Source organism: Paenibacillus sp. EB106-06-01-XG199 (assembly GCF_058791575.1).
Genome location: NZ_JBYTDQ010000001.1, coordinates 909,970 through 933,496, shown reverse-complemented (window position 1 = coordinate 933,496; position 23,527 = coordinate 909,970). Strand labels below are relative to the sequence as shown.

The 23,527-nt window shown below is 45.8% G+C and carries 17 protein-coding genes; 12 read left to right on the top strand and 5 right to left on the bottom strand.

What is annotated here, in order from left to right; translation table 11 throughout:
* Window positions 1-16: 16 nt before the first annotated feature.
* The 3 genes from AC3WT9_RS04355 to AC3WT9_RS04345 all read right to left on the bottom strand — a co-directional run bounded on the left by AC3WT9_RS04355 (window position 17) and on the right by AC3WT9_RS04345 (window position 1,877).
* Window positions 17-514 (bottom strand): arsinothricin resistance N-acetyltransferase ArsN1 family A, encoded by a 498-nt coding sequence (locus AC3WT9_RS04355; protein ID WP_341093325.1) that lies wholly within the window; start codon window positions 512-514, stop codon window positions 17-19.
* Between the two features lie 20 nt (window positions 515-534).
* Window positions 535-1,341, bottom strand: a complete 807-nt coding sequence (locus AC3WT9_RS04350) for an arsenite methyltransferase (RefSeq protein WP_341093326.1) — start codon at window positions 1,339-1,341, stop codon at window positions 535-537.
* Between the two features lie 86 nt (window positions 1,342-1,427).
* Window positions 1,428-1,877 (bottom strand): MarR family winged helix-turn-helix transcriptional regulator, encoded by a 450-nt coding sequence (locus AC3WT9_RS04345; RefSeq protein ID WP_341093327.1) that lies wholly within the window; start codon window positions 1,875-1,877, stop codon window positions 1,428-1,430.
* A gap of 303 nt (window positions 1,878-2,180) precedes the next feature.
* Between AC3WT9_RS04345 and AC3WT9_RS04340 the strand changes: the two genes are divergently transcribed.
* The 3 genes from AC3WT9_RS04340 to AC3WT9_RS04330 are packed head-to-tail and all read left to right on the top strand — an operon-like array spanning window position 2,181 to window position 4,359.
* Window positions 2,181-3,470, top strand: coding sequence for an arsenic transporter (locus AC3WT9_RS04340; protein ID WP_341093328.1), 1,290 nt, complete (start codon window positions 2,181-2,183; stop codon window positions 3,468-3,470).
* Between the two features lie 20 nt (window positions 3,471-3,490).
* Window positions 3,491-3,910 carry an arsenate reductase (thioredoxin) gene (gene arsC, locus AC3WT9_RS04335; RefSeq protein ID WP_341093329.1) on the top strand — a complete coding sequence of 140 codons (420 nt, stop codon included), beginning with the start codon at window positions 3,491-3,493 and terminating at the stop codon, window positions 3,908-3,910.
* A 17-nt stretch (window positions 3,911-3,927) separates the two neighbouring features.
* Window positions 3,928-4,359 (top strand): protein-tyrosine phosphatase family protein, encoded by a 432-nt coding sequence (locus tag AC3WT9_RS04330; protein WP_341093330.1) that lies wholly within the window; start codon window positions 3,928-3,930, stop codon window positions 4,357-4,359.
* 200 nt (window positions 4,360-4,559) lie between these two features.
* Here the strand turns inward: AC3WT9_RS04330 and AC3WT9_RS04325 are convergent, their stop codons facing one another.
* Window positions 4,560-5,522: a helix-turn-helix transcriptional regulator gene (locus AC3WT9_RS04325; RefSeq protein WP_341093331.1), complete on the bottom strand. Its 963-nt coding sequence runs from the start codon at window positions 5,520-5,522 to the stop codon at window positions 4,560-4,562.
* Window positions 5,523-5,631: 109 nt separating this feature from the next.
* On the opposite strand from AC3WT9_RS04325, the gene AC3WT9_RS04320 reads away from it, so the two are divergent.
* The 5 genes from AC3WT9_RS04320 (at window position 5,632) to ppsA (ending at window position 17,611) form a co-directional block, all read left to right on the top strand.
* On the top strand, window positions 5,632-6,111 hold the full coding sequence (locus AC3WT9_RS04320; RefSeq protein ID WP_341097677.1) for a GyrI-like domain-containing protein: 480 nt from the start codon (window positions 5,632-5,634) through the stop codon (window positions 6,109-6,111).
* A 23-nt stretch (window positions 6,112-6,134) separates the two neighbouring features.
* A complete protein-coding gene (locus AC3WT9_RS04315; RefSeq protein WP_038592309.1) occupies window positions 6,135-6,599 on the top strand; it encodes a DUF8821 family protein in 465 nt (154 codons plus the stop codon).
* Window positions 6,600-6,868: 269 nt separating this feature from the next.
* On the top strand, window positions 6,869-7,873 hold the full coding sequence (locus AC3WT9_RS04310; RefSeq protein ID WP_445744972.1) for a phosphotransferase enzyme family protein: 1,005 nt from the start codon (window positions 6,869-6,871) through the stop codon (window positions 7,871-7,873).
* Between the two features lie 417 nt (window positions 7,874-8,290).
* Entirely contained in the window at window positions 8,291-14,686 is a 6,396-nt protein-coding gene (locus AC3WT9_RS04305; protein ID WP_492407349.1) for a rhamnogalacturonan lyase family protein, read from the top strand.
* A 309-nt stretch (window positions 14,687-14,995) separates the two neighbouring features.
* Entirely contained in the window at window positions 14,996-17,611 is a 2,616-nt protein-coding gene (gene ppsA, locus AC3WT9_RS04300; RefSeq protein WP_341378704.1) for a phosphoenolpyruvate synthase, read from the top strand.
* A gap of 38 nt (window positions 17,612-17,649) precedes the next feature.
* Here ppsA and AC3WT9_RS04295 read toward each other — a convergent pair whose 3' ends face one another.
* A complete protein-coding gene (locus AC3WT9_RS04295) occupies window positions 17,650-18,420 on the bottom strand; it encodes an EcsC family protein (protein WP_341378706.1) in 771 nt (256 codons plus the stop codon).
* Between the two features lie 255 nt (window positions 18,421-18,675).
* Here AC3WT9_RS04295 and AC3WT9_RS04290 point away from each other — a divergent pair, with 255 nt between their 5' ends.
* From AC3WT9_RS04290 to AC3WT9_RS04275, 4 genes are all read left to right on the top strand, one after another.
* Window positions 18,676-19,434 (top strand): AIR synthase related protein, encoded by a 759-nt coding sequence (locus tag AC3WT9_RS04290; RefSeq protein ID WP_341378707.1) that lies wholly within the window; start codon window positions 18,676-18,678, stop codon window positions 19,432-19,434.
* Between the two features lie 140 nt (window positions 19,435-19,574).
* Window positions 19,575-20,393, top strand: a complete 819-nt coding sequence (locus AC3WT9_RS04285) for an alpha/beta fold hydrolase (RefSeq protein ID WP_341093337.1) — start codon at window positions 19,575-19,577, stop codon at window positions 20,391-20,393.
* A 159-nt stretch (window positions 20,394-20,552) separates the two neighbouring features.
* Window positions 20,553-21,623, top strand: a complete 1,071-nt coding sequence (locus AC3WT9_RS04280) for an SGNH/GDSL hydrolase family protein (protein ID WP_341093338.1) — start codon at window positions 20,553-20,555, stop codon at window positions 21,621-21,623.
* Between the two features lie 454 nt (window positions 21,624-22,077).
* Window positions 22,078-23,406, top strand: a complete 1,329-nt coding sequence (locus tag AC3WT9_RS04275; RefSeq protein ID WP_341093339.1) for an ABC transporter substrate-binding protein — start codon at window positions 22,078-22,080, stop codon at window positions 23,404-23,406.
* The last annotated feature ends 121 nt before the right edge of the window (window positions 23,407-23,527 follow it).

Sequence of the window (23,527 nt, the reverse complement as noted above, 5' to 3'; positions counted from 1 at the left end):
TTCTTGGCGTATCAAGTCAAACAAGCAGCTTCTCCATAATCATCACGTCAGTCGGCTTTCCATCTAAAATTCCTTGGTTCTCAAATACACCGACTTCACGATATTTCATTTTTCGATACAAACCTTGCCCATTTCCATTGAAAGGGAAGGTAAACAAGACGATTTTATAAAACTCATTTTTTCGGGCTTCTTCTTCTAAAGCTTCCAATAGTATGGATCCGATGCCTTGGCCTCGATACTCCCTATGAATATAGATGGACAAATCAGCCACTCCACGATATGCGCAGCGAAGAGAATAATGATTTAAAGACGACCAGCCAATGATGCCCTGATCATCTTCGGCGACCAGAATCGCAAATCTTCCTTGATGATCATCAAACCAGTTATTTATGAAGGGAAGATCTTTCGTTTCTTCTTCAAGAGTAGCAATTCGATCTTCGATGCCTTGATTATAAATGTGAAGAATATCCTCTACATCTGCATAAGTTGCCTTCCGAACGCTAATGTTCTGCATATCCATAACCTCCAATCAGTTTAAGGTTTTACTGCTTTAATAACGGCTGAAACGATGTATTGGTCAACATTGGCACCGGGAACCCAGTCTTTTATAAATATTCTGGACTCGTCTTTAGGCTCAATCCTGATATCAGTAAAGCCGGTTTCGCGAAGCAACGCTTCAACAACTGTAATGGAAGAGGCACCGGAGATACAACCAGAGTAGAGTTCATCAAGATCATTTTTAATTTCAGGTGGAAGTTCCGCCGTAGTTACGATGTCCGAGATGGCCAGACGACCGCCCGGCTGAAGGACCCGGTAGGCTTCACGGAACACCTGTTGTTTATCTGGCGAAAGGTTAATAACGCAATTGGAGATAATCACATTTACTGAATCGTCGGCGACGGGAAGATGCTCAATCTCGCCCAAACGAAACTCAGTGTTCATAAATTTCCCTTTAATAGAGTTCTCCCTTGCGCGGCTGATCATCTCAGGTGTCATATCCACACCGATTACATGGCCTTGGTCACCTACCTGCCGGGAGGCCAGGAAACAATCGAATCCGCCACCGCTCCCGAGGTCCAGAACATGTTCACCAACCTGCAGTTCAGCAATAGCTTGAGGATTGCCGCATCCAAGGCCTAAATTGGCACCCTCGGGGGCTGCAGCCAGTTCTTCACTGGAGTAGCCCATTTTAGCGGATATGGCATCAAAATCAGAAGGGGAGTCACAGCAGCTGTCGGCTGGGGTGCAGCAGGAAGAGGCAGCTTCAACCTTTTTTACGGCGATTTTTTGGTAGCGGCCCCGTACATTCTGGCGGATCTGGTCATTTGTGATTTGGGTCATGATTGAACACTCCTTTAAAGGTTTGGATTAGATGTTCACATTATTGTTGAAATAACTTGCAAAATGCAAGTATAAGTCAAGAGGAATCACCCTTTTACCGGTGCACAGCAATTGATGGATTTCCCCATAGCTTCGTTGAACAGCTTAATCGAACGCAGTAAAGTTTCTACTTCAAACTCACTCATATTCGAAAATGCTTCATTCAGGTAGGCGTTCATTTGTTGATCAATCGTTGTTGCCACCATTTTCCCTTCGGGAGTAAGCGCCAGAGTATAGACTCTTCGATCTGCCTTGTCAGCTGTTTTTGTAACCAGCTTCATTTTCACCAAAGATTGGACTTGTCTGCTAAAGGTTGTAATATCGGTCCCGAGTGTTTCAGCAACCTGTTGCATGGAGGGACTATGGCTCCGATCAATTTCATACAGCAGATGGCTTTGGCTCGCGGAGAGATTACATCCGCCTACGCTGCAGCAATCTTTATTCAGTAATCCTAAACGACGGGTCATGATTTGGAATAATTCTCGTGGGGTTTCCATTGTTTTCACCTCTTGACTTAAGTTATATCTTAATTACTTGTAAAATGCAAGTGTAATGTGAATTCGCGAATCTTTTTGACATCTTTCAGCCAGCGAATGATCATCATCTACACAAACCAATAAAACAATGGATTAGTAAAAGAACAATATGAACAAGATACCAACTGTTGTTTGCTACAAGTGACATTTAGGTTATTGCTTATATAAGCGCATAATTATATAATGATGTTCGAGGTCCGATCTAATTTTCTTGAAGGGAGAGCTGAGATACGTGCGGTGTAGACATTACTGGGGGGTAATTACTTGGTAGCTCTTGCAAGCCTTATCTTTATAGTCACATTGATTTTTGTCATTTGGCAGCCTAAAAATCTGTCCATTGGATGGTCTGCCTGCGGCGGGGCGATACTAGCTTTGCTTGTCGGGGTAGTCAGCTTTAACGATGTTCTTGATGTGACTCTGATTGTCTGGAATGCTACCTTGGCATTTGTGGCGATCATTCTGATCTCGTTGATTCTCGATAAAATCGGCTTTTTTGAATGGGCTGCCTTACATATGGCAAGAGCTGCCCGCGGGAACGGAACCCGGATGTTCATCTATGTCACCATTCTTGGAGCAGTAGTAGCCGCGTTTTTTGCCAATGATGGTGCGGCTCTCATCTTAACTCCTATTGTGCTCGCAATGGTCCGTGCACTCCATTTCGACGAAAAAAAAGTATTTCCGTTCATCATTGCCAGCGGGTTTATTGCGGATACAACATCATTGCCGCTGGTTGTAAGCAATTTGGTGAATATCGTATCGGCAGACTTTTTTGGACTGACCTTTATGGAATATGCCGGGCGGATGTTATTGCCAACCTTATTTTCCTTAGGTGCAAGCATTATCTTGCTCTATCTCTTCTTCCGTAAAAGTATTCCAAGGAACTTTGATAGCTCACAGCTGAAAAGTCCTCAAGAGGCCATTAAAGACGATCAAATGTTCAAGTTGTCCTGGGTTGTTCTTGCTGTTCTGCTGGTGGGATACTTTGTCAGTGAATTCCTGAACATTCCTGTTTCTGTGGTGGCTGGGATTATCGCCATATTTTTCCTGATCATGGCAAGAAGAAGTCCAGCTGTTCCGACCATGGAAGTGGTGAAGGGCGCACCTTGGTCGATCGTATTCTTTTCCATCGGCATGTATGTCGTCGTGTATGGGCTGCGAAATGCAGGCCTTACGGATGTATTGGCTGATGCCATTCAGACTATATCGGAACAAGGGGTGTTTGCTGCTACGATGGGGATGGGCTTTATTGCCGCAATCATCTCCTCAGTAATGAATAACATGCCTACCGTTATGATTGATGCCCTGGCCATTGAGGCTACGCAGACCTCGGGACTAATTAAGGAAGCCCTGATTTATGCGAATGTCATCGGTTCTGACTTAGGACCGAAGATTACACCGATTGGTTCACTGGCAACCTTGCTGTGGCTTCATGTGCTTTCGACCAAAGGTGTGAAGATATCCTGGGGAACGTATTTCAAAACAGGTATAATTCTGACGATTCCCACGCTTTTCATCACACTGTTGGGCTTATATATTACATTGATTCTATTTTAACACTAAAGGAGATATGCATCATGGATAAGAAAACCATTTACTTTTTGTGTACAGGGAATTCCTGCCGGAGCCAGATGGCCGAAGGTTGGGCGAAAAAATACCTGAGTGACGACTGGAATGTATACAGTGCGGGGATTGAAGCTCACGGTTTAAATCCGAAGGCCGTACAAGCCATGAACGATGTGGGGATTGATATTTCAAGTCAAACCTCGGATATTATTGATCCGCAGCTGCTGAATAACTCCGATCTCGTGATTACTTTGTGTGGAGATGCCGCAGATAAATGTCCAATTACCCCTCCTAAAGTGAAACGTGAGCACTGGGGATTTGATGATCCAGCGAAAGCGCAAGGAACAGATGAAGAAAAATGGGCTGTCTTTCAGCGGGTTCGTGACCAAGTGGGTGAGCGCATCAAACAATTTGCTGAAACCGGTGAATAATTGAGGGGAGAATTATAATGACAAATTATCACGAACTAATCGAAGGCAAAGTATATATCGGCGGGGAGAATGCACTGCTTGAAGCTCTTCAGGAGCAAGAGATTACCGATGTGTTTGATTTAAGAGATACCGGTACTAAAGCAGAAGGCTTTCCTGCCAAAGTAACCCGTCATCATTTTCCGATTGTGGAAGATGAGGGCGGCCAGGAAGGTTCAATTCAAGCGGCGATCCAGGCGGTAACAGCAGCAGTGAATAGCGGAAAGACTGTGTATTTTCATTGCGCTGGAGGACGGAATCGTACGGGAACGGTAGCCACAGGTGTATTGCTCGAACTTGGTCATGCTGCAACGGTTGACGAAGCTGAAGCCTTGGCCAAAGAAAAGCGTCCAGACATCAACATTAAGCAGGATATGCGTGATGTGCTAAAGGGCTTTTATCCATCCAAGTAAAGTATAGCCCTTGATAGTTCAAACGATCTTGAGTTAAGAATTACATTAAATCCTTTGAAAAAAATAGGGTTATTAATCAACTCATTTAAAATGGGTTGTTTTTTTATGTACTGTAACTTAGGGAAAACTATAAGTACATATTCATTTAAAAACCCGCACCTGGCGCGGGTGTGCAGAAATAGGGGATAACTGGATACTAATTATGGGCAGTATATATATAATCTCTCTTGCAAACCTTGTAAGACTTCTTCCGGCATTTCCCTAACCTTTATATCCTCACCGAGGAAAAGTAGCCAATTTGTTATTTCGGTCATTTCTTCAGGCTTGTTAACATTGATAAAAGTCTTTAGAACGGCTGTGGTCTGGTAAGGATTCGTATAGGAAATTGAAACCTTTAAGGGATGGTATTTTTTGAACTGGGCAATCGCTTTTGGACCAAGCTCAAGGACCAGATTGATTACTTCTTCCTGTTTACTTAGCTTTTCTAATATCTTTTTTTTACTTAATCTTTTTTTCGTCGGGTAGGGTATGACACTAGTGAGATGGTCGACAGGAAAAATCTGCTTCTTTTCTTCTTTCAAGTCAAAACCTTCGATCAGCCAAAGGCTTTTTTCACGATAAAGGTGCAAGAGATAAATTGGATACGACTTTATTACCTTCCCTTCTTTGATAGTAATCAATAAATAGCTGTCTGAAAGAAGGATTTGGATCAGTTTTTCTAACATGGGATGGGGGAGGTCTGAAAGATCAAGCAGGTCGGGATTATTGGGGTTGGTCCCTTCAAAAAGCAAGCTTTGATTTAGAAGAAAAAGCTCTTCTTGCTGGTTTTCTGAGATGAGGCCCAGTAATTTTTCAGATAAAGACTGACGACTTTTTAGATAGGGAAGTTGTTGATTTCTAGTGGCCATAAAGGCAATAAAAAGGGCTTTGACCTCATTATTGGTAAAGCGAACGACGGGAAGTACTGAGTTGCGCATGACAAAATAACCCCCATCCCGTCCAACTTCAGCGACAAGCGGCATCCCTAAAGCCTCAATTTCTCTGATATCTCTAATAGCTGTCGAACGGGAGATGTTAAATTCCCGCATGATTTCAGAAATTGTAAAATGGGCACGGTTGTTGATATACCGCATGATGATATTAATTCGTTCAACTTTTTTCATCGGACTCCTAAACAGTATCATTTTTTGACATGATTTAAGGCTATCATATACTTATCAAGTGAAGAAGACAAATCATTTGATTAATTTAACAAGAAGGCAGGTTTTGAATATGGCAGAATATACCTTAGAAGAAAAAGACAGCTTTACTGTTATAGGTTTAGGTACGGAGCTTACAAGTGATTACACAGACTATGCTGGCATAAACAAGGAAAAGTCTGATTTTTGGCAGGCCGTCAGCCAAGATGGAAGGCTTGATTATTTAAAAGGCATAGCCACAAATGAGTACATTTTTGCCGTGAACGAAGCGGTGAATAGCAAGATGATGCATTATGCTGGCGTCATGACCGAGGCTGCTGCACCAGAAGAAGCCAGAGTTATTCAATTTCCTAAGGGGGAATACCTGGTTGTTAAAGGAGAAGCGAAGACGGCTGATGAACTGAATAATAACCTTGCCGGCCTTGCCTTTGGTCAAGCCTTGCCGGAAGCAAAGAATGTAGCCTATGTTGGCGGGCCAAATGCAACGGCTCTGATGGGGCAGCGAAACGGATTAGTTTTTGGTGAAATGTGGATTCCTGTTATAAGGAAATAAAGAGTATAGAAGGAGGCATAGGCATGTCCTATATCGTTGATTTTAAAAATGTGTCTACGATTGGTTTAGAATCTTCACCTGTAGTAGAAACCCTTGCCGGTTTACGTGCGAATGAAGCCCGTTACTTTATGAATAAGTACAAGCATGAATTTACGGTTGTCCCAGCCAGTGAAAGCCAGGAAACCCTTGCTTATGTGAACCGGATTTTGAAAGAAGAACGTGATATTGAGTTTGCGGCCAAACCTTTAGAAACATCGCGTTTTCAAGTGGAAAATATCCAATTTGCCTACGTCTTTTATGAGGATGGTCTTGCGATCAATGTCATGTATACGGTGGATGACCCTAAGAAGCGGGCCGTTGGTTTTAAGCTTTCTGAGGGGATGGAGGTTCCAAAGGAGTTAGAAGCAAAGTTTAAGTTTGCCAGGCAGAAATCTAAACTAGCTGGGACCATCCGGGGTTCGTTTTTTGTAATTAAAGGAGAATATTAAAGTAATTAAGGACCCGCGCCCCGCGCGGGTTTTGTATTTAAAGTAAGTTGTTTTATGGGGCTACTGCGGAAGAAGGATATTTCAATTATAATTGTTTTTCACCTTCCTGTTTATAGGCAGAAACTGGTAAACTGTATATATATTGAAGAGGTTTGGACAAAAGATTATTATAAATATGTTATAGCTAAAGGAGAGATATTATCACTTATAACGAGGTTGTTAAAAGCGTTGATGCATATTTACTACCATTAATATCAGAGTTATACGGGTTGGAAGGATATGAAACCGCTCTGGTTAAGGCACATGACGGAGGGCGGAATGTCGTATACACCTGTGAGAAAGAGGGCGCTGACGCAAAAATACTCAGAATTGCTTTTTTACCGGACAGGAGCCGGGAAGATTTTCTGGGAGAACTTGAGTATATCAGGTATTTATTCGAGCATGGAGGTAGTGTCTCGGATGTAGTCAGCTCCAGGAAAGGAAATCTGCTGGAAGAGATCACCCACAGTCATCATATCTTTTTTATCAGCCTGTTTAAAAAGGCCAAGGGGAAAATGCTTGTAGAAAATAATTACCAGTACCGGGAAGGCGCTCCAATTACCGAATATTATTATAATTGCGGTAAAGTCCTGGGGAAACTGCACCACATATCGAAAGAGTATACTCCTATCCATCGCCGGTATAGTTTTTTTGACAAATACAATGCCGAATATATTGATAAACTGATACCCAGCTCCCTATCTTTGCTTAAAAAGAAGTTGGTAGGGCTCCTTGATACCTTACAAGGATTGGATAGGAACCAGGAGACTTTTGGGTTGAACCATTTTGATTACAACGATGGGAATTATTCGATAGATTTTGATACCGGGCAAATAACCGTATATGATTTCGATAATTCATGTTACTGTTGGTATATGTTTGACTTGGCCAGTATATGGGGAAACGGAATGGGCTGGATACAATCAGAACCAGACGCCGGTAAACGCAAAAAGTTTATGGAGGATTATTTTGAAACAGTCCTCGCAGGATACAGATCTGAGACCAAGATCGAAAATTCGATGTTGGATACATTGCCCTTGTTTATTCAAGCAAACTTCTTGGAGAATATTATAGATGCGTTCGAGGTAATGCGAAACAACGGCGAAGAGCCGGAGTGTGATGAGGAGCTGTCGTATCGTATAAAATGCATGGAAGACGATATCCCGTATTTCGGATTTTTCCATGAGATTTATTCGTGTGAAGAACCTTTTCAGTATGAGGAGCGAGATATTTAGTCTTTTTATGCATCAGAAGCCGCCATATTGACGGCTTTTTTTGTTTTTATGTAATAAGTTCTTTTCCCAAATACCTTTAGTTCAGAATCAAGATAAATGCAAAAAAGTCGAATGTAGGTCTAAAATGCGTTTTATTGCGAAGAACATCATTCCATTATTTGATACACTTTGTGCATATTTGGATGCGGGGTTTGATCCGCTAAATATGAAAGACATGACCGGAGATGAAGTGTCAGGATGAAGTCAAAGCTGTACAAATCAGATACGGTCAAGAAAGGGGGATCATCACAAGACTGAGCAAAGAGAACATTTTGAAGATATGAAGAAAAATGAAGTTTCGCTGTTATGGCGGTTTCATGTTCAGATTTTCCCCTGATTTCTAAAATGAATTTTAGATAAATAGGAGGAGTTAAGTACATGAGTATAAAAGCTATTTCCATCAAGAAACCTGTGCTTGCATTCTTTATGTCATTTCTAATGGTAATTTTGCTTGCAATTCCCCCATCTCCGGGATATGCAGAGTCAGCGGGCAGTCAGACCGCCCGTCAGGCGGAATATCTTGACCGCGGTCTGGTTGCGATTCTGGCCGACAACGGCGTGTTCTTGAGCTGGCGGTATTTAAATACGGATCCGAATGAAATCGCTTTCAATGTATATAAAAACGGATATAAAGTCAACACGTCGCCCATCAGCGATGCCACGAATTATGTGGACACAACAGGCGCAGACAGCTCACAGTATCAGATTTCCGCCGTCATTGCCGGCAAGGAAGAAATGCAGCCGGAGACGGTATCGGTGTGGCATAGTGATTATTTACCCATTCCGCTGGATAAACCGGCCGACGGCCGAACCAAAGACGGGGGCACGTATTCCTATTATGCCGGTGATGCTTCCGTGGCGGATTTGGATGGTGACGGCGAATTTGAAATCATTTTCCTGTGGAGTCCGAGCAATTCGAAGGACAATTCCCAGGCCGGCTATACCGGCAATGTCTATATTGATGCTGTTAAACTTGATGGCACCAAGCTCTGGCGGATCGACCTGGGTGTCAATATCCGCGCCGGAGCTCATTATACCCAGCTGATGGTATATGATCTGGACGGCAACGGCAAAGCCGAGGTTGTCGTCAAAACAGCGGACGGAACGAAGGACGGTCAGGACACCGTGATCGGAGACGGAACGAAGGATTACCGTAACGACGGCGGGTATATCCTGACGGGCCCGGAATATCTTACGCTGTTCGACGGACAGACCGGAGCAGCCGTGTCCACCGTAGAATATGAGCCTCCAAGAGGCGATGTAAGCGCATGGGGCGACGGATACGGCAACCGTGTAGACCGGTTCCTGGCCGGTATTGCCTACTTGGACGGCGTGAAGCCAAGCGTAGTCATGGCCCGCGGCTACTATACGCGCACCGTGCTCGCGGCTTATGACTATGTTGGCGGCAAATTAGTGCAGCGCTGGACCTTTGATACCAACGAGGCAGGGGCACAATATCAGGGACAAGGCAATCACAATTTAAGTGTGCTGGATGCCGACGCTGACGGCAAAGATGAAATCATGTACGGCGCGCTCGCGATAGACGACGACGGAAGCTTGCTGTATAGCACCGGACTCGGCCATGGCGATGCGATGCATGCCGGCAAGCTCGATCCGAACCGGGACGGCTACCAGATCGTCAGCGTACATGAACACACGAATGCCGAATACGGGCTGGAGATGCGCGATGCCGCTTCAGGAGAAATTATTTGGGGCCAGTATACAGGGAAAGATACCGGCCGCGGAATGTCGGCGGATATTGATCCGAATTATCCTGGTTACGAATCCTGGGCATCCACGATTGTCAACGGACAGATGGACCCTTTATCCCGCGGATATGCAGCGAACGGAGAAGTCATTTATGAACAGAATGAAGTGCCGCGAAGTGCAAACTTTGCGATCTGGTGGGATGGCGATCTCCAGCGGGAGCTGTTCGACCACGAATGGAACAACAGTACAGCGAAAGGTATTCCGCTCATTTACAAGTGGGATTACGGGAATAAGCAGCTGAAGGAAATCTTCCGGGCAGCAGGGAGCTTAACGAATAACCATACCAAAGGAAATCCGGCACTTCAGGCGGATATATTGGGCGATTGGCGTGAGGAGCTTCTGCTGCGCAGTGAAGACAGCACGGAATACAGACTTTATACGACGACAATTCCGACAAGCTACCGGATTCCCGCGTTGATGCAAGATCCGGTATACCGGCTGGGTGTAGCCTGGCAGAATGTAAGTTACAACCAGCCGCCTCACACGGGATTTTATCTCGGGGCGGAAGCGACGGAATTCCCTAAAGCGAATTTGGCTCTTACCGGCGGAAAAGAAGTACCGGAGCAGGTCTATCACTTTGATTTCGGTACAGACCCTGCGGCTGGTACAACCGCCGTGCAGGATACACTCTATGCACAAGCTACGGGTTACGGATTCGAGAAGACAAGCGGAATTACGGTGGATGCAAACCATGTTTCTCTGCCGGAAAACGCCAAATTCGCTGTAGACCTGCCCAATGCCAATTACAAGGTAACGTTCAAACTGGGCGATGATGCACGCGACTCGAACGTAGGCGTCAAATCCGAATTCGTTCAGAAGCTGGCCGTAACCAGCGTGAACGCGGGAGAACCCCGGATCTATTCTTATGACGTTGCGCTGGTAGACGGCCAGCTGGAGTTCATCTTCTCCGGCACGGCCATTGATGTGCAGGAAATCATCATTGAGAAATACCCGGAGAAATCACCGGGAGCCGCGACGACGATCTATTTGGCTGGCGATTCGACGATGCAGTCTTACAGCGCGCTGCAGGCTCCGCAGGAAGGCTGGGGTCAGCAATTCGGGCGCTATTTCTCTAAAGGCGTTGTGGTCCAAAATGATGCGATCGGCGGCAGAAGCAGCAAATCGTTTATGGTTGACGGCCGTCTGGATACGATACTAGAGCGGATCAAGCCGGGAGATTTCTTCTTTATTTCCTTCGGCCATAACGACGCCAGCGCAGGCATTCCGGACCGGTATGCAGCTCCGGCGGATTACAAAACATACTTGGCCCGTTATGTGAAAGGCGCCAGACAGCGCGGTGCAACACCGGTGCTGCTTACTCCGGTAGGGCGCAGAGATTTCAATACAATAACTCAAGAATTTAACGTAAGCTTCCCGGAATATGTGAAGGCTGCCAAAGAAGTGGCGGAAGAGCTGGGCGCGCCGCTGATTGATTTGAGCCAGTTAAGCGTTACGTATTACGATAAGATCGGCCTGAGTGCTACGGAGAAAATCTTCCTGTACGCCAATCCGGGCGAATATCCGAAGTACCCGAACGGTGTGGGCGATAATACGCATTTCAGCAGCTACGGTGCGCAGGTCATTGCCGCATTAGTTGCGGGAGCGGTGAAAGACATGGATTTAAGCCTTTCGCCGTATGTCATTGACCCGGACATTTTGGAACCCGAGCCGGAACCGGAGATCCAGGTCTATGAGGAAAACTTTGAGGGCGATCCTGCCGCCTCCGAATATGCGCTGGTCAATGCCACAGGTATCGGCGGGCAGATGACGGGAACGGTCGCAGAGCAGAACGGGAACAAGGTGCTGTCCCTTAGCGGTTCCGGCTCCGGACACCGGGCGAAAGTGTTCCGCCTGTTCGATGCAGTGAATGGCGACATCGTCAATGTCAATTTTGACTGGCATTCCGGCAATGTGGGCGCATCCCCGTCGGAAGGACATCTGTCACTCCAGGATGCGAACGAGAATATTATTTTTACTCTGTTCACAAAGTCCGGCACCACAAGTCCAGATACGAAAATCCATTATTTTGCAGGCCCATATACAGCAGACTATGGTACCGGCACTTCAGCTGTTCCAGAAGGCGGCACAGCCACGAACATCCTAAAAAACCAGTGGGTCAATGTGGATGTCAATATTAATTTTGCCAAGAAGAAGATAGATTTGACGTTGACTAGCCTGGCGGACCCCAGTGTCACACAGACGATCGGGGATATTCCGATGAATCCCGGTGTCTACGCCAATAACGCAAGGGCACTCCGCTTTCTGGGAACAAGAAAGGGTGGGGGAGGCACATTGAACTGGACCACTCAGATCGATAACGTGAAGATTGAAGGGACGAAGCTGCCGCCGGTTGCCGGCAATCAGAAGGCATTGATAGCGCTTCATGACAAGGTCAAAGCATTGGATCTGTCGTCTTATACAGAAGCATCCAAAGCGGTGCTGAATAAAGCTTTGGCGGCTGTGGAAGCGATCATCGGTACGGAAGCGACGCAGGCCCAGGTCGACCATGCAATGAACATGCTGACGGTCGCGAGGGATTCGTTAACAAGCGAACCGGCAGGTGAGATAAGCGAGTACAAGTTTGATTTTGGCTCTGGGAACGCTGCTGAAGGATACACAAAGGTAGACGCCAAAAGAGCTTACCTGGAAGGAAACGGCTATGGCTTTGCCAATACTGCGCTACTCCAGGACGAGAACCGGGAAACCGGGGATGACCTGAAGGAGGATTTCACCCGCGTGAACGGCACCTCCTTCTTGGTGGAAATGGAGCCGGCCAATTACCGGGTAACAATGACCATTGGCGATTCGCAAGAATCGACCAACGCAGGGGTTGTTGTAGAACAAATGCCCAAATTGCCGGTTACAACTGTACCGAAGGGTGAATTCAAGGAAATTTCATATGACATCGCCCTGATTGACGGTGTCTTTAACTTTGAGTTCTCAGGCAGCACGCCAAAGATCAACGCGCTGAAGATTGAGCGTCTGCCGGGCAACGGTGCGGGCGATCAGCCGGTTATTTATCTGGCAAGTGATTCCACGGTAGCCAATTATGCGGAAAGCCATCGTCCGCAGGCCGGATGGGGCGAAACGCTTAAAGGGTACTTCGATCTGGATCAGATCAGTATCGATAACCGGGCTGTAAGCGGCCTAAGCAGTAAAACCTTCCTCGTAGGCGGATATCTCAACAACATTCTGCTGGGCATTCACGAAGGGGATTATCTATTCATGCAGTGGTCCCATAATGATTCCACACCATCCCGCCCTGAGCGTTACCTTACACCTGAGCAGTTCAAGGTGTATCTGAAAGATTACATTAAAGGCACTGTACAGAGAGGCGGAATTCCGGTTCTGGTTACGCCGGTCAACCGACGCGATTTTACCGGAGAAGTATTGAACAAGAGCTTCCCGGAATATGTGCAGGCAATGAAAGAGACGGCGCAAGAAACCGGAGCATTACTGATCGATCTGAATCAGGCCAGCTGGAAATATTTCCAGGAGCTTGGTCCTGAGGGTACCAAAGCTATTTTCATGTGGGTAGGTACAACTGAGGACAATACCCATCTTCAGATGAACGGTGCGGTCAAGGTATCCGAGATGGTGGCACGGCTTGTGCAAGAGCTGGATATTCCGCTGTCTGACCTTGTCACACTGGAAGAGGAACCATCGGATACGACAGCACCGCATACGACCGCGGCAGTAGAAGGTGAGTCGCGGAACGGGTGGTATGCTTCAGCGGTAAAAGTAACATTTACCGCAACGGATGAAGACCCGGGAGTTGACGCGACCTATTACCAAGTCGATGGCGGCAAAATTGTGAGTGGCACGCATCTAATTCTGAGCGGTGAGGACAATCACACCGTGACCTACTGGAGCGTTGATCTGGACGGCAACAAAGAGACCAAACAGTCGCTTTCGGTGCCGATTGATCTCGCACCTCCGGCCATCGCGATTCAGGGTCAAACGGAATACACTATTGATCAACACGTAGATATCACTTACACGGCCGCCGATACAGCCTCCGGCGTGGCCGAGCCGAATGGCGTAATGGTGAATGCCCCGGCTTATACGCTGGAGCCAGGCTTGAATTCAGTAACTGCAGCGGTCTATGACCGTGCGGGCCGGGAGAGCAGCGTTGACTTCAGCTTCGGAGTTACTGCTACCTTCGTAAGCCTGGCAGAGCTGACACGCACCTTTGCAGCCGAATCGGAAGACCCGGGTGCAGGAGTGGTTGCTGAACAGCTTGCCGGTAAGCTGCAGCAGGCTGAACAATCGGCGAATGCGCGTGATGGTGCGACGGCGCGCCAGCTGCTAGTGGCATACGGCAATGAAGTTGATGCCAGCAGTGATAAGGTGTTTACGGCTGAACAGGCAGACGCGCTGCGTAAGTGGGCCGTATGGCTCAGCCAGGTGACGCCGCTGGCGAGCAGCGCTCCAGGCACTCCAGTGTTGTCCGACAATAACGGGCATGATACGGGTCTTAGAGACGGAGATTACACTATTACGATGAATCTCTGGTGGGGCAATAACGGGACTCTTTTCAAGCTGTACGAGGATGGCAAGCTGATCAAAGAAGTGCCCCTGACTGACCACTCTCCATCCGCCCAGTCCGTGCAGATTGATATTACCGGCAAGCGGAACGGAACGTATGTCTATACCGGTGAACTAATCAATTCACTGGGTATGACGAAAGGTTCGCCGCTGACTGTGACCGTCACCGATGCATCCCCGGGGCAAGCGGTATTATCGAACGACAACTGGGATGGAGACGGCAGCTTTAACGTCAGTATGAATCTGTGGTGGGGGACAAATGCTACCGAATATGAACTCTATGAGAATGGAGTTCTGGTAGACACGCAACCTCTGCAGGCTCATACGCCCGGCGCCCAATCGGCAGTAACAGCAATCTCCGGAAAGGTTCCTGGATCCTATGAATACGAGGTTGTATTACGCAACACGGCGGGTGAAACCAGAACGGCGAAGATGATCGTAACGGTCCAAAAGTAACTGGATGAGGCTCGACAAAACACAAAAAACCGGCTGCTAAATGATCGGCAGCCGGTTTTTTGTGTTGATATAAGTGAAAAAGTGATTACTTAATGATGAGACTAAGGGAAGCGGGAAATTAAAAAAGAACCTGAGTAATTTATCAGGTTCTTCTATATTGCATATAAACAGACTCGATGATATAATCAGTCTGCGTCTTTTTTTAACATGTATAGACATAAATATAACATCTTACATTTTAAATGTACCATGCCGCTGAACTCTTGTCAATTGTTTTTTTCTCAATTTAATGATTAGGAGAGATGTTAAATGAGTTCTTTGGTTCTCGGATTTCAGGAAGTGGACAATACGCAGCTTTTGCTCGTTGGCGGAAAAGGGCTCCATTTAGGGGGATTATCAAAAATAGCAGGAATAAATGTACCCGAAGGATTTTGTGTAACAACAGCGGGATATCAAAAAACCATCGCACAAAACGAAACGTATTCTGCTTTGCTCAATCAGTTAACCTTGCTAAAAGTAGAAGATCGGGATCAAATTAGTGAAATCAGCCGGAAGATTCGACAACTCATTATGGAAGCAGAAATCCCTTCCGATGTTGTGAAAGCAGTAACTCACTATCTCTCCCAGCTTGGTGATGAGCTTGGCTATGCAGTGCGTTCTAGCGCGACTGCCGAAGATTTACCGCATGCCTCTTTTGCGGGTCAACAAGACACCTATTTAAATATCATCGGCAAAAAAGCCATCCTGCAGCATATCAGCAAATGTTGGGCTTCGCTATTTACGGAACGCGCGGTAATCTACCGTATGCGGAATGGATTTGATCACAGTCAAGTTTATTTATCCGTGATCGTTCAAAGGATGATTTCCCCGCAAGCTTCAGGGATATTGTTCACCACTGATCCAATTAGCAACAACAGGAAGCTGTTATCTATCGATGCCAGTTTCGGACTCGGAGAAGCACTGGTTTCTGGTCTGGTATCTCCCGATTGTTATAAAGTACAGGAAGAGGAAATCGCCGTTAAGATAATATCAACCAAACAATTGGCTATCTATGGACTACCAGAAGGCGGCACTGAAACCCGGCAGCTCGATCCCGATCAGCAAAAGGCTCAAACACTTACTGAACATCAAATTTTACAGCTGGCACGGATCGGAAGACAAATCGAAGCTTATTTTGGCTGTCCACAAGATATCGAATGGTGTCTGGACCATGATACCTTTTATATCGTCCAGAGCCGGCCAATCACTACTTTATTCCCGATTCCTGAAGCAAATGATCAAGATAATCACGTTTACGTATCTGTCGGCCATCAACAAATGATGACTGATCCTATGAAACCATTGGGCTTGTCTTTTTACCTGTTAACGACTCCTGCACCTATGCGTATAGCTGGCGGAAGGCTGTTTGTGGATGTCACACCACATTTGGCTTCGCCAGTCAGCGGAAAAGTGGTAATAGATGCCTTGGGGAAATCCGATCCGCTCATAAAGGACGCACTGATGACCCTCGTAAAGCGGGGGGATTTTATCAAATCATCAACAGATGGTGAAAAAGCACCGGGGCCAAGTGGGAGCAACAAAGGCATGCCTTCTGCGGGATCTCAACTACAAACTGAAATCGACCCGGCTATTGTTCGTGATTTGATTAAGAGTAGTGAAGCTTCAATAGAAGAGTTACAACAAAACATCCAAACGAAATCAGGATCGGATTTATTTGATTTTATTCTGGAAGATATTCCGCAATTAAAGAAGAATCTTTTCAATCCGCAAAGCTTGGATATCATTATGGCTGCTATGGATGCTTCATCCTGGGTCAATGACAAAATGAACGAGTGGTTAGGTGAAAAAAACGCAGCAGATACGCTTTCCCAATCTGTACAGAACAATATCACTTCGGAAATGGGCCTGGCGCTACTGGGTGTAGCAGATGTGATTCGTCCTTATCCGGAAGTCATTGATTATTTACAACATATAACAGACGATAACTTTTTGGATGAACTGGCTAAGCTTGATGGTGGACAGGAAACCCAAGACGCTATCTATGCATATCTGGCCAAATTCGGAATGCGATGCAGCGGAGAAATTGATCTTACGAAAACCCGTTGGAGTGAAAAACCAGCTACACTTATTCCTATGATTCTCAGTAATATCAAAAACTTTGAGCCAAATGCTAGCAGTCGGAAATTTGTGCAAGGGCAGCAGGAAGCTATGGCTAAAGAACAAAAGTTATTAGAGCGTTTGAAGCAATTACCGGATGGTGAACAAAAAGCCAATGAAACCAAACGAATGATCGACCTGATCCGTAATTTCAGCGGTTACCGGGAATATCCAAAATACGGCATGGTTAACCGCTACTTTGTTTATAAGCAGGCTTTATTGAAAGAAGCGGGACAACTCGTACAAGCGGGCGTCATTCATGGAAAGGAAGATATATTCCACCTCACTTTTGAAGAACTTCGCGAAGTCGTACGCACAAACAAACTAGATTACCAGATCATCAGCAAACGAAAAGACGAATACAAATTGTATGAAAAACTAACTCCACCACGTGTGATCACGTCGGACGGTGAAATCATTTCGGGTGAGTACAAACGAGAAAATCTGCCAGACGAAGCTATTGTAGGTCTAGCTGTTTCCTCCGGAGTTATAGAGGGGCGGGCACGTGTCATCTTAACCATGGAAGATGCTGATCTGGAAGATGGAGATATATTAGTCACCGCATTTACTGACCCTAGCTGGACACCATTGTTTGTATCCATAAAAGGCCTAGTCACCGAAGTAGGTGGACTGATGACCCATGGAGCAGTTATTGCACGAGAATATGGCTTACCTGCAGTTGTCGGAGTGGATAAGGCTACCAAACTGATAAAAGATGGGCAAGTAATTCGCGTGCATGGAACAGAAGGGTATATCGAAATATTGTAATGGCTGAATACGTCATATATGGCCTTAGCTGCAACCTGTCATAGATAGAAGGGCGGGTATCCTGTCGTTCGCAAGTTGAAATCATCGTGCAATCTGCGCAGGCGGTAAGCGTTCATGGCGAATTCACGCAGCTCCTCAAGAATGGTGTAATTCGCCCATGCGCCTGCGACAGCACCGATCCCAGGCACCATCTGCAGCATTTTCCGGAAGTCAATGGCGTCACGATACTCAATCTGAAATGTCTCCCAGTCCATATTCCGGGAGTATTCGTCGTCGGAGACCCACTGTTCCTTTTCAATATGCCAATGCGTGATGGAATAGAGCAACCTGGCACGGTTTTCCGGTCCCGAAAACGTCATTTGAAATACCTTGAGAATGAATACCCGCTCGGAGAAGTGATTGGTGTCATAACCGTAAACATGAGCTAGCTCGAACAAAAATTTCATTTTGATCGCAATTAACGCTGGAAAGTCTACCATACTAAGCATAATGCCGCCAGCTCCCGTTCCAGCGCCTTCGGCAACCGCTATTTTTTGGTATAAGGCAAACAACTCTTTCGCTTCCTTATCGGCAGACTCCAGACCCGGAGTGCTCTGCACCGGACGGCGAGGCGTATATTCCGCACCGAACAATGCCGTGCGCACGATTGATCGTATAGTGGTCGTAATGATGTTATGCACCTTCGGGGGAATTAAATGATTTATTCGATTGCCGATTGTTTTCGATGTTTTTTCCAGCCATCCCGGCGGTTTGAACATTTTTTGTTCCCAGTTGGCAACTTCCCTTTGTACTTTATGTTCGTAATTCATGATCAATCGCTCCTCCAAAAGACATAGCCATATTGTAACGAATATCTCCGTGATTCGGAACAGACCGCGGTAGGTAGCGGACCTCGACTAAAGTCCAGCATCACATACAGGGATAGATTAGAATGAACTGTTCAACTCAAAGGCCATTAAAGGTTTCTTTGGCCATAATATCGAACATTTTCATAATCACAAATATAGCAGGGTTGAAAAATCCGCACTTCCATGCTTACAAAGTTGTCAGGAGGATTGCACTAAATGAAACCATCAATACAAAAAATTCGCGATTTAACTTTAGTACGAAGAGCGGGAAGCCCCTTATTGGTCATAGGCTGTGATTCCAGCGCAAGTATCGGGAACAAGCCAATGGATGCTGTGCAGACTCCGCCGGATATAGTCGGCTATTATACAGCCAGAGTTGCGGTTATGGAAGTTCTGTCCGTGGGCGCGGACATACTTACCGTAGTGGATACCCTAGCTGTGGAAAAGTATCCGACAGGGAGCGAAATTATCCGCGGGGTACAAAGGCTGCTGGACGAAGCTGGACTCACGGAGGCTCATTTGAACGGCAGCACGGAAGAAAATTTCAAATCATGCCAGACCGGCTTAGGGATTACCGTAATCGGGGAAACCGATGAGGAACGGCTGAAGCTGATGCGGTCGGTTGCCGAAGACTGCGTGGTCATGTTGGGGGAACCGCTGATCGGGAGCGCAGTATTGGAACAAGAGGCAAGAGTATGCAGTATCCGGCAGCTGCAGTCACTAGTAGCCTCGCCTGAGGTGCATGAGATTCATCCGGTCGGCTCTAAGGGGGCCGGGTATGAAGCTAGACTTCTGGCTGAGCTGAACGGCTGCGTTTTTCAGGCAGTTCCAGGGATCACAGAAAAGCTGAATGCCTCAGGAGGTCCGTCTACAGCGGTGATTTTTTCAGCAGCAGAGGAACAGCTTGAACACATCCAATCCGAAATTGGCGGCGAGATGGAGATTATCGGTCGTTTGCTACCCCTCAGGCGATAGAGAAAGCAACAATGATGTGAGGGAATCCCATAATGGTATTTAAGATAGTAGATGAGGATATCTGGTTTGCTCGATAAAGCAATGTAGATTCTTCTTTAGTGTAAGAATATTATAAATAACTCAATTTTGGAGGAGTCTGTATGCCATATTGTAAAGTCAAGAATGCCCATATCTATTACGAGGAAATTGGTAAAGGCAAACCGATTATAATGATCCATGGTTTTACACCAGACCATCGTTTAATGAGTGGGTGCATGGAACCGATATTTCAAGATAATTCCGATTGGCGTCGTATCTATCTTGACCTGCCTGGAATGGGACAAACAAAGGATTACGATCAAATATGTAATTCAGATGATATGCTGGAAGCAGTTATAAATTTTATCGAAACTCTGATCCCAAATCAAGATTATCTCATAGCAGGCGAATCATACGGTGGATATATTACAAGAGGAATAATTAATAGACATAAAGATCGTATTGGTGGTGCTGCACTGATTTGTCCATTAATAATTCCTGAACACAAGAGAAGAATACTTCCCGAGCATTTAGTTGTTCATTCTGATCGCGAGTTTATGGACACTTTAAGTGAAGAACAAATAAGTGATTTTAGCGCAAATCAAGTCGTTCTCAATGAATATAATTGGAAAAGGTATTCTGAAGAGGTAGTGGCAGGTTGTAAAATCGCTGACTACGATTTTCTTAGCAAGATTCAAAGAAACTATGGATTTTCCACCAATATCGATGAATTAGTTTTCGATAAACCAACAGTATTTACTCTTGGGCGGCAAGATGCAGTCGTTGGTTACATAGATGCTTTTAGAATTTTAGCTAATTATCCTAGAGCAACCTTTGCCGTTCTAGACCGAGCAGGCCATAATCTTCAGATTGAACAGGCTCTATTATTTGAGTCGCTTATGCGTGAATGGCTTGAAAGAGTAACAGAGTTTGGATTTTAGTTGTGTATTAATCCGTTGAACTAACATTAGCTTGTCAATGGAAGAAATAAATATCCTTTCTCCTGCGATTACTCTCCATCTAAATTAGGGCGACTTATTGAAAATAGAAAGTACCTTTGTTACTGTTATTGATATACAAGCTGAGAAGGAAGGTACGTTATGTCATTAACAACTCAAGTGTTTAAAGCAACAGAGCCTCATGTGAAGATCATCGGGCGGACCCACTACTATAACGAAGTACTGTGGCTGGCTCTCTCAGGCGGCGGGGTGGAATTTTCATTCTATGGCAGAAAAGCGGAGATTACTTTAAAAGGTGATGCTGTCGCCTCAACCGGTAATAACTTGGCTCGAATTGGCATCAGCGTAAACGGGAAACGGGTAATTGACGATCAACTGGACACACCGATTAAAACGTATACTGTATTTGAAAGCGATACTGTGCAGGATATAACGGTAACGGTTATTAAACTATCAGAGGCTGCGATGTCAACAGTTGGAATTCAAGAGATCGCGGTCGATGCTGCGGATGGCATTAAGCCAACCCTGCCAAAATTACATACAATTGAATTCATCGGCGATTCCATTACCTGTGGCTATGGCGTTGATGATGAATATGAGCTGCATTCTTTTTCCACGGCTACTGAAGATGTCACAAAAACCTATGCCTACCTGACTGCTCAGCAGCTTCAGGCTGACTACAGCATGGTTTCATACAGCGGATACGGTATCATCACAGGCTACACAGAAAACGATCAAAAGCTTACCACTCATCTTATCCCGGATTACTATGAAAAAGTGGGCAAGTCTGAGGGGGAATTTGAGGGTACACTCCTGCCCCAAGACGTATACTGGGATTTCAATAAGTTTACACCTGATCTGATTGTCGTTAACCTCGGAACGAACGATGATTCCTATACCAAAGAGGAAGCTAGTAAGCAAGCAGAATATGCCCGGAAATATATTAAATTTCTAAAAATGGTCAGACGCAACAATCCTCATGCCTCAATTCTGTGTACGCTGGGGATTATGGGGGATAGACTGTATCCTTATGTCGAACAAGCGGTTAGCGGGTATAGCCGGGAAACAGGCGACAGCAATATTAGCGCAATGAAGTTTGATGAGCAGCTGGCAGCTGACGGGTACGCCGCCGACTTTCATCCGTCTCAAGCTACTCATAGTAAAGCGGCGAATAAACTGACTGCTCAGATCAAAGAGCTTATGAAGTGGTGAAAAATGAAGAACATTGTAGTCATGTGTTCATTTATTTTTCTGATTCGATAGGTATTTCTGCCTTCCATTACTATTTGACCTAGGCATAACACCGTAAGGCTTCTTCAGAAGGGTATAAAGAATTTCCTTTGTAACTAGTGAGCTAGGTACGGGATGTCCTCCGACATGATAATTCCTCCAATTTTCCAAATAATCCAGCTGCAATCTATTCAGTGAATTCTCAAACGCGCAACCCTTTGTATACTTGTGATTACGGTGATCTAATCTTGTATTATATAAATCGGGACGGAGAAATTCCATCCCGATTTTTGCATTTTATTATAGAGGAACTTAGATGTGGTATTTCCGTGAGATTTTAAAATAAATCGTGCATCACCCTCATATGAACTTCCATTCATAATTGTTACTATAACGGTGTAGCAAGATAATACAGATTAAATTAGGAGGGTTATAGATGTTGAAATGGAAGCGTTCTCTTACAGTCTTGGCCATGACAGCCTTGCTGGGAACGATGGCGGCATGCGGAGGCGGCGGGGCAAAAAACAATGCAGAAACTTCTGCAGAGCCTGCTAGCACAAATACTGCCGAAAAGGGTGCACCCAGCAATGAACCTGTTAAGCTACGAATTATGTGGTGGGGATCCCAGCCGCGACATGAGGCGACCTTGGCTGCGCTGGACTTGTACACAAAGAACAACCCCAATGTTACGTTTGAGCCGGAGTATTCCGGTATGGATGGATATTTGGACAAATTATCGACTCAAGCTGCGGCTAGTAACGCACCAGATATCATTCAGCTTGATCCGGGCTGGATGCCGGACTGGATGTCACGTAACCAATTGGCTGAGCTGGCTCCTGAGGTTGATGTAAGTAAATTTGATGAGAAATTACTGGCCGGAGGCCAACTTGACGGGAAGCAATATGCTGTTCCCCTGGGTTCGGTAGCGTTCGGTATGGTGTATGACAAGGCTGCTATGGATAAGCTTGGGATTGCGAATCCGGCCAATGGTTGGACTTGGGATGATTTCTTCGCCTTGGCCAAGGAATCCAAATCCAAGCTGCCAAGCGGGCAATATTTTACCTTGGACTATGCAGGCAACTACTTCATGTATTCGGCCTACCAATACGCCAAGGGTAAAGGCCAGGTCATCACTGATGATGGTCGCTTTAACGTAGATCAAGCTGCCTACTTGGAATGGACCAAGAAGTTTGAAGAGCTGCGTAAGGAAGGATTGGTTCCTCCGGCAGACGTAAACGCATCCGACAAGGAAAATGATCCGCAAATGGACTTGATGGCAGCTGGCAAAGTTTTGTTCCGGTATAGCTTCTCTAATAATCTGGGCACTTGGGACAGTATTAAACCAGGCGCTTACGCACTTGTAACCATGCCGCGTTCAGAACAAGCAGGCGGATGGTTGAAACCATCCATGTACCTGTCCGTCTCCAAAAACTCCAAGCATGCTGAAGAAGCTAAAAAATTCATCAATTGGTTTGTGAATGATCAGGAGGCAGGTAAGATTCTGCAAACCTTCCGCGGCCTGCCGGCTAACAAGGAAATTTCCACTTCCCTGGAAGCTAGCATGAGTGATTTGGATAAGGTTGGCTTAGAACTCCTCCGTGCTACTGAAACGGATGGACAGACCTGGTCGGCCGGAGCGGGAGGCTGGACGAACTTTATTGACAAAGATTGGGTACTTGTCCGGGATCAGCTCAGTTTTGGAAAAGTTACACCAGAGAAAGCCTTTGAGCAGTTGAAAGAAGCGGCGCAATCTTACGAAAAATAATTCAAGGCCCGGAACAGCCTTGTTCCGGGCCTTGAATTTATTTCTGTGTAGAGGCTGTACCGAATATTCCGGCCATGCTGGCGCAGGGACAAAAAAGATCAAGTGGAGTTTGAGGAATAGG

Bases quoted from the DNA above. Each gene is read 5' to 3' on its own strand.
- AC3WT9_RS04355 (WP_341093325.1), bottom strand. From the start codon at position 514: ATGCAGAACATTAGCGTTCGGAAGGCAACTTATGCAGATGTAGAGGAT.
- AC3WT9_RS04350 (WP_341093326.1), bottom strand. From the start codon at position 1,341: ATGACCCAAATCACAAATGACCAGATCCGCCAGAATGTACGGGGCCGC.
- AC3WT9_RS04345 (WP_341093327.1), bottom strand. From the start codon at position 1,877: ATGGAAACCCCACGAGAATTATTCCAAATCATGACCCGTCGTTTAGGA.
- arsC (WP_341093329.1), top strand. From the start codon at position 3,491: ATGGATAAGAAAACCATTTACTTTTTGTGTACAGGGAATTCCTGCCGG.
- AC3WT9_RS04330 (WP_341093330.1), top strand. From the start codon at position 3,928: ATGACAAATTATCACGAACTAATCGAAGGCAAAGTATATATCGGCGGG.
- AC3WT9_RS04325 (WP_341093331.1), bottom strand. From the start codon at position 5,522: ATGAAAAAAGTTGAACGAATTAATATCATCATGCGGTATATCAACAAC.
- AC3WT9_RS04320 (WP_341097677.1), top strand. From the start codon at position 5,632: ATGGCAGAATATACCTTAGAAGAAAAAGACAGCTTTACTGTTATAGGT.
- AC3WT9_RS04315 (WP_038592309.1), top strand. From the start codon at position 6,135: ATGTCCTATATCGTTGATTTTAAAAATGTGTCTACGATTGGTTTAGAA.
- AC3WT9_RS04305 (WP_492407349.1), top strand. From the start codon at position 8,291: ATGAGTATAAAAGCTATTTCCATCAAGAAACCTGTGCTTGCATTCTTT.
- ppsA (WP_341378704.1), top strand. From the start codon at position 14,996: ATGAGTTCTTTGGTTCTCGGATTTCAGGAAGTGGACAATACGCAGCTT.
- AC3WT9_RS04295 (WP_341378706.1), bottom strand. From the start codon at position 18,420: ATGAATTACGAACATAAAGTACAAAGGGAAGTTGCCAACTGGGAACAA.
- AC3WT9_RS04290 (WP_341378707.1), top strand. From the start codon at position 18,676: ATGAAACCATCAATACAAAAAATTCGCGATTTAACTTTAGTACGAAGA.
- AC3WT9_RS04285 (WP_341093337.1), top strand. From the start codon at position 19,575: ATGCCATATTGTAAAGTCAAGAATGCCCATATCTATTACGAGGAAATT.
- AC3WT9_RS04280 (WP_341093338.1), top strand. From the start codon at position 20,553: ATGTCATTAACAACTCAAGTGTTTAAAGCAACAGAGCCTCATGTGAAG.
- AC3WT9_RS04275 (WP_341093339.1), top strand. From the start codon at position 22,078: ATGTTGAAATGGAAGCGTTCTCTTACAGTCTTGGCCATGACAGCCTTG.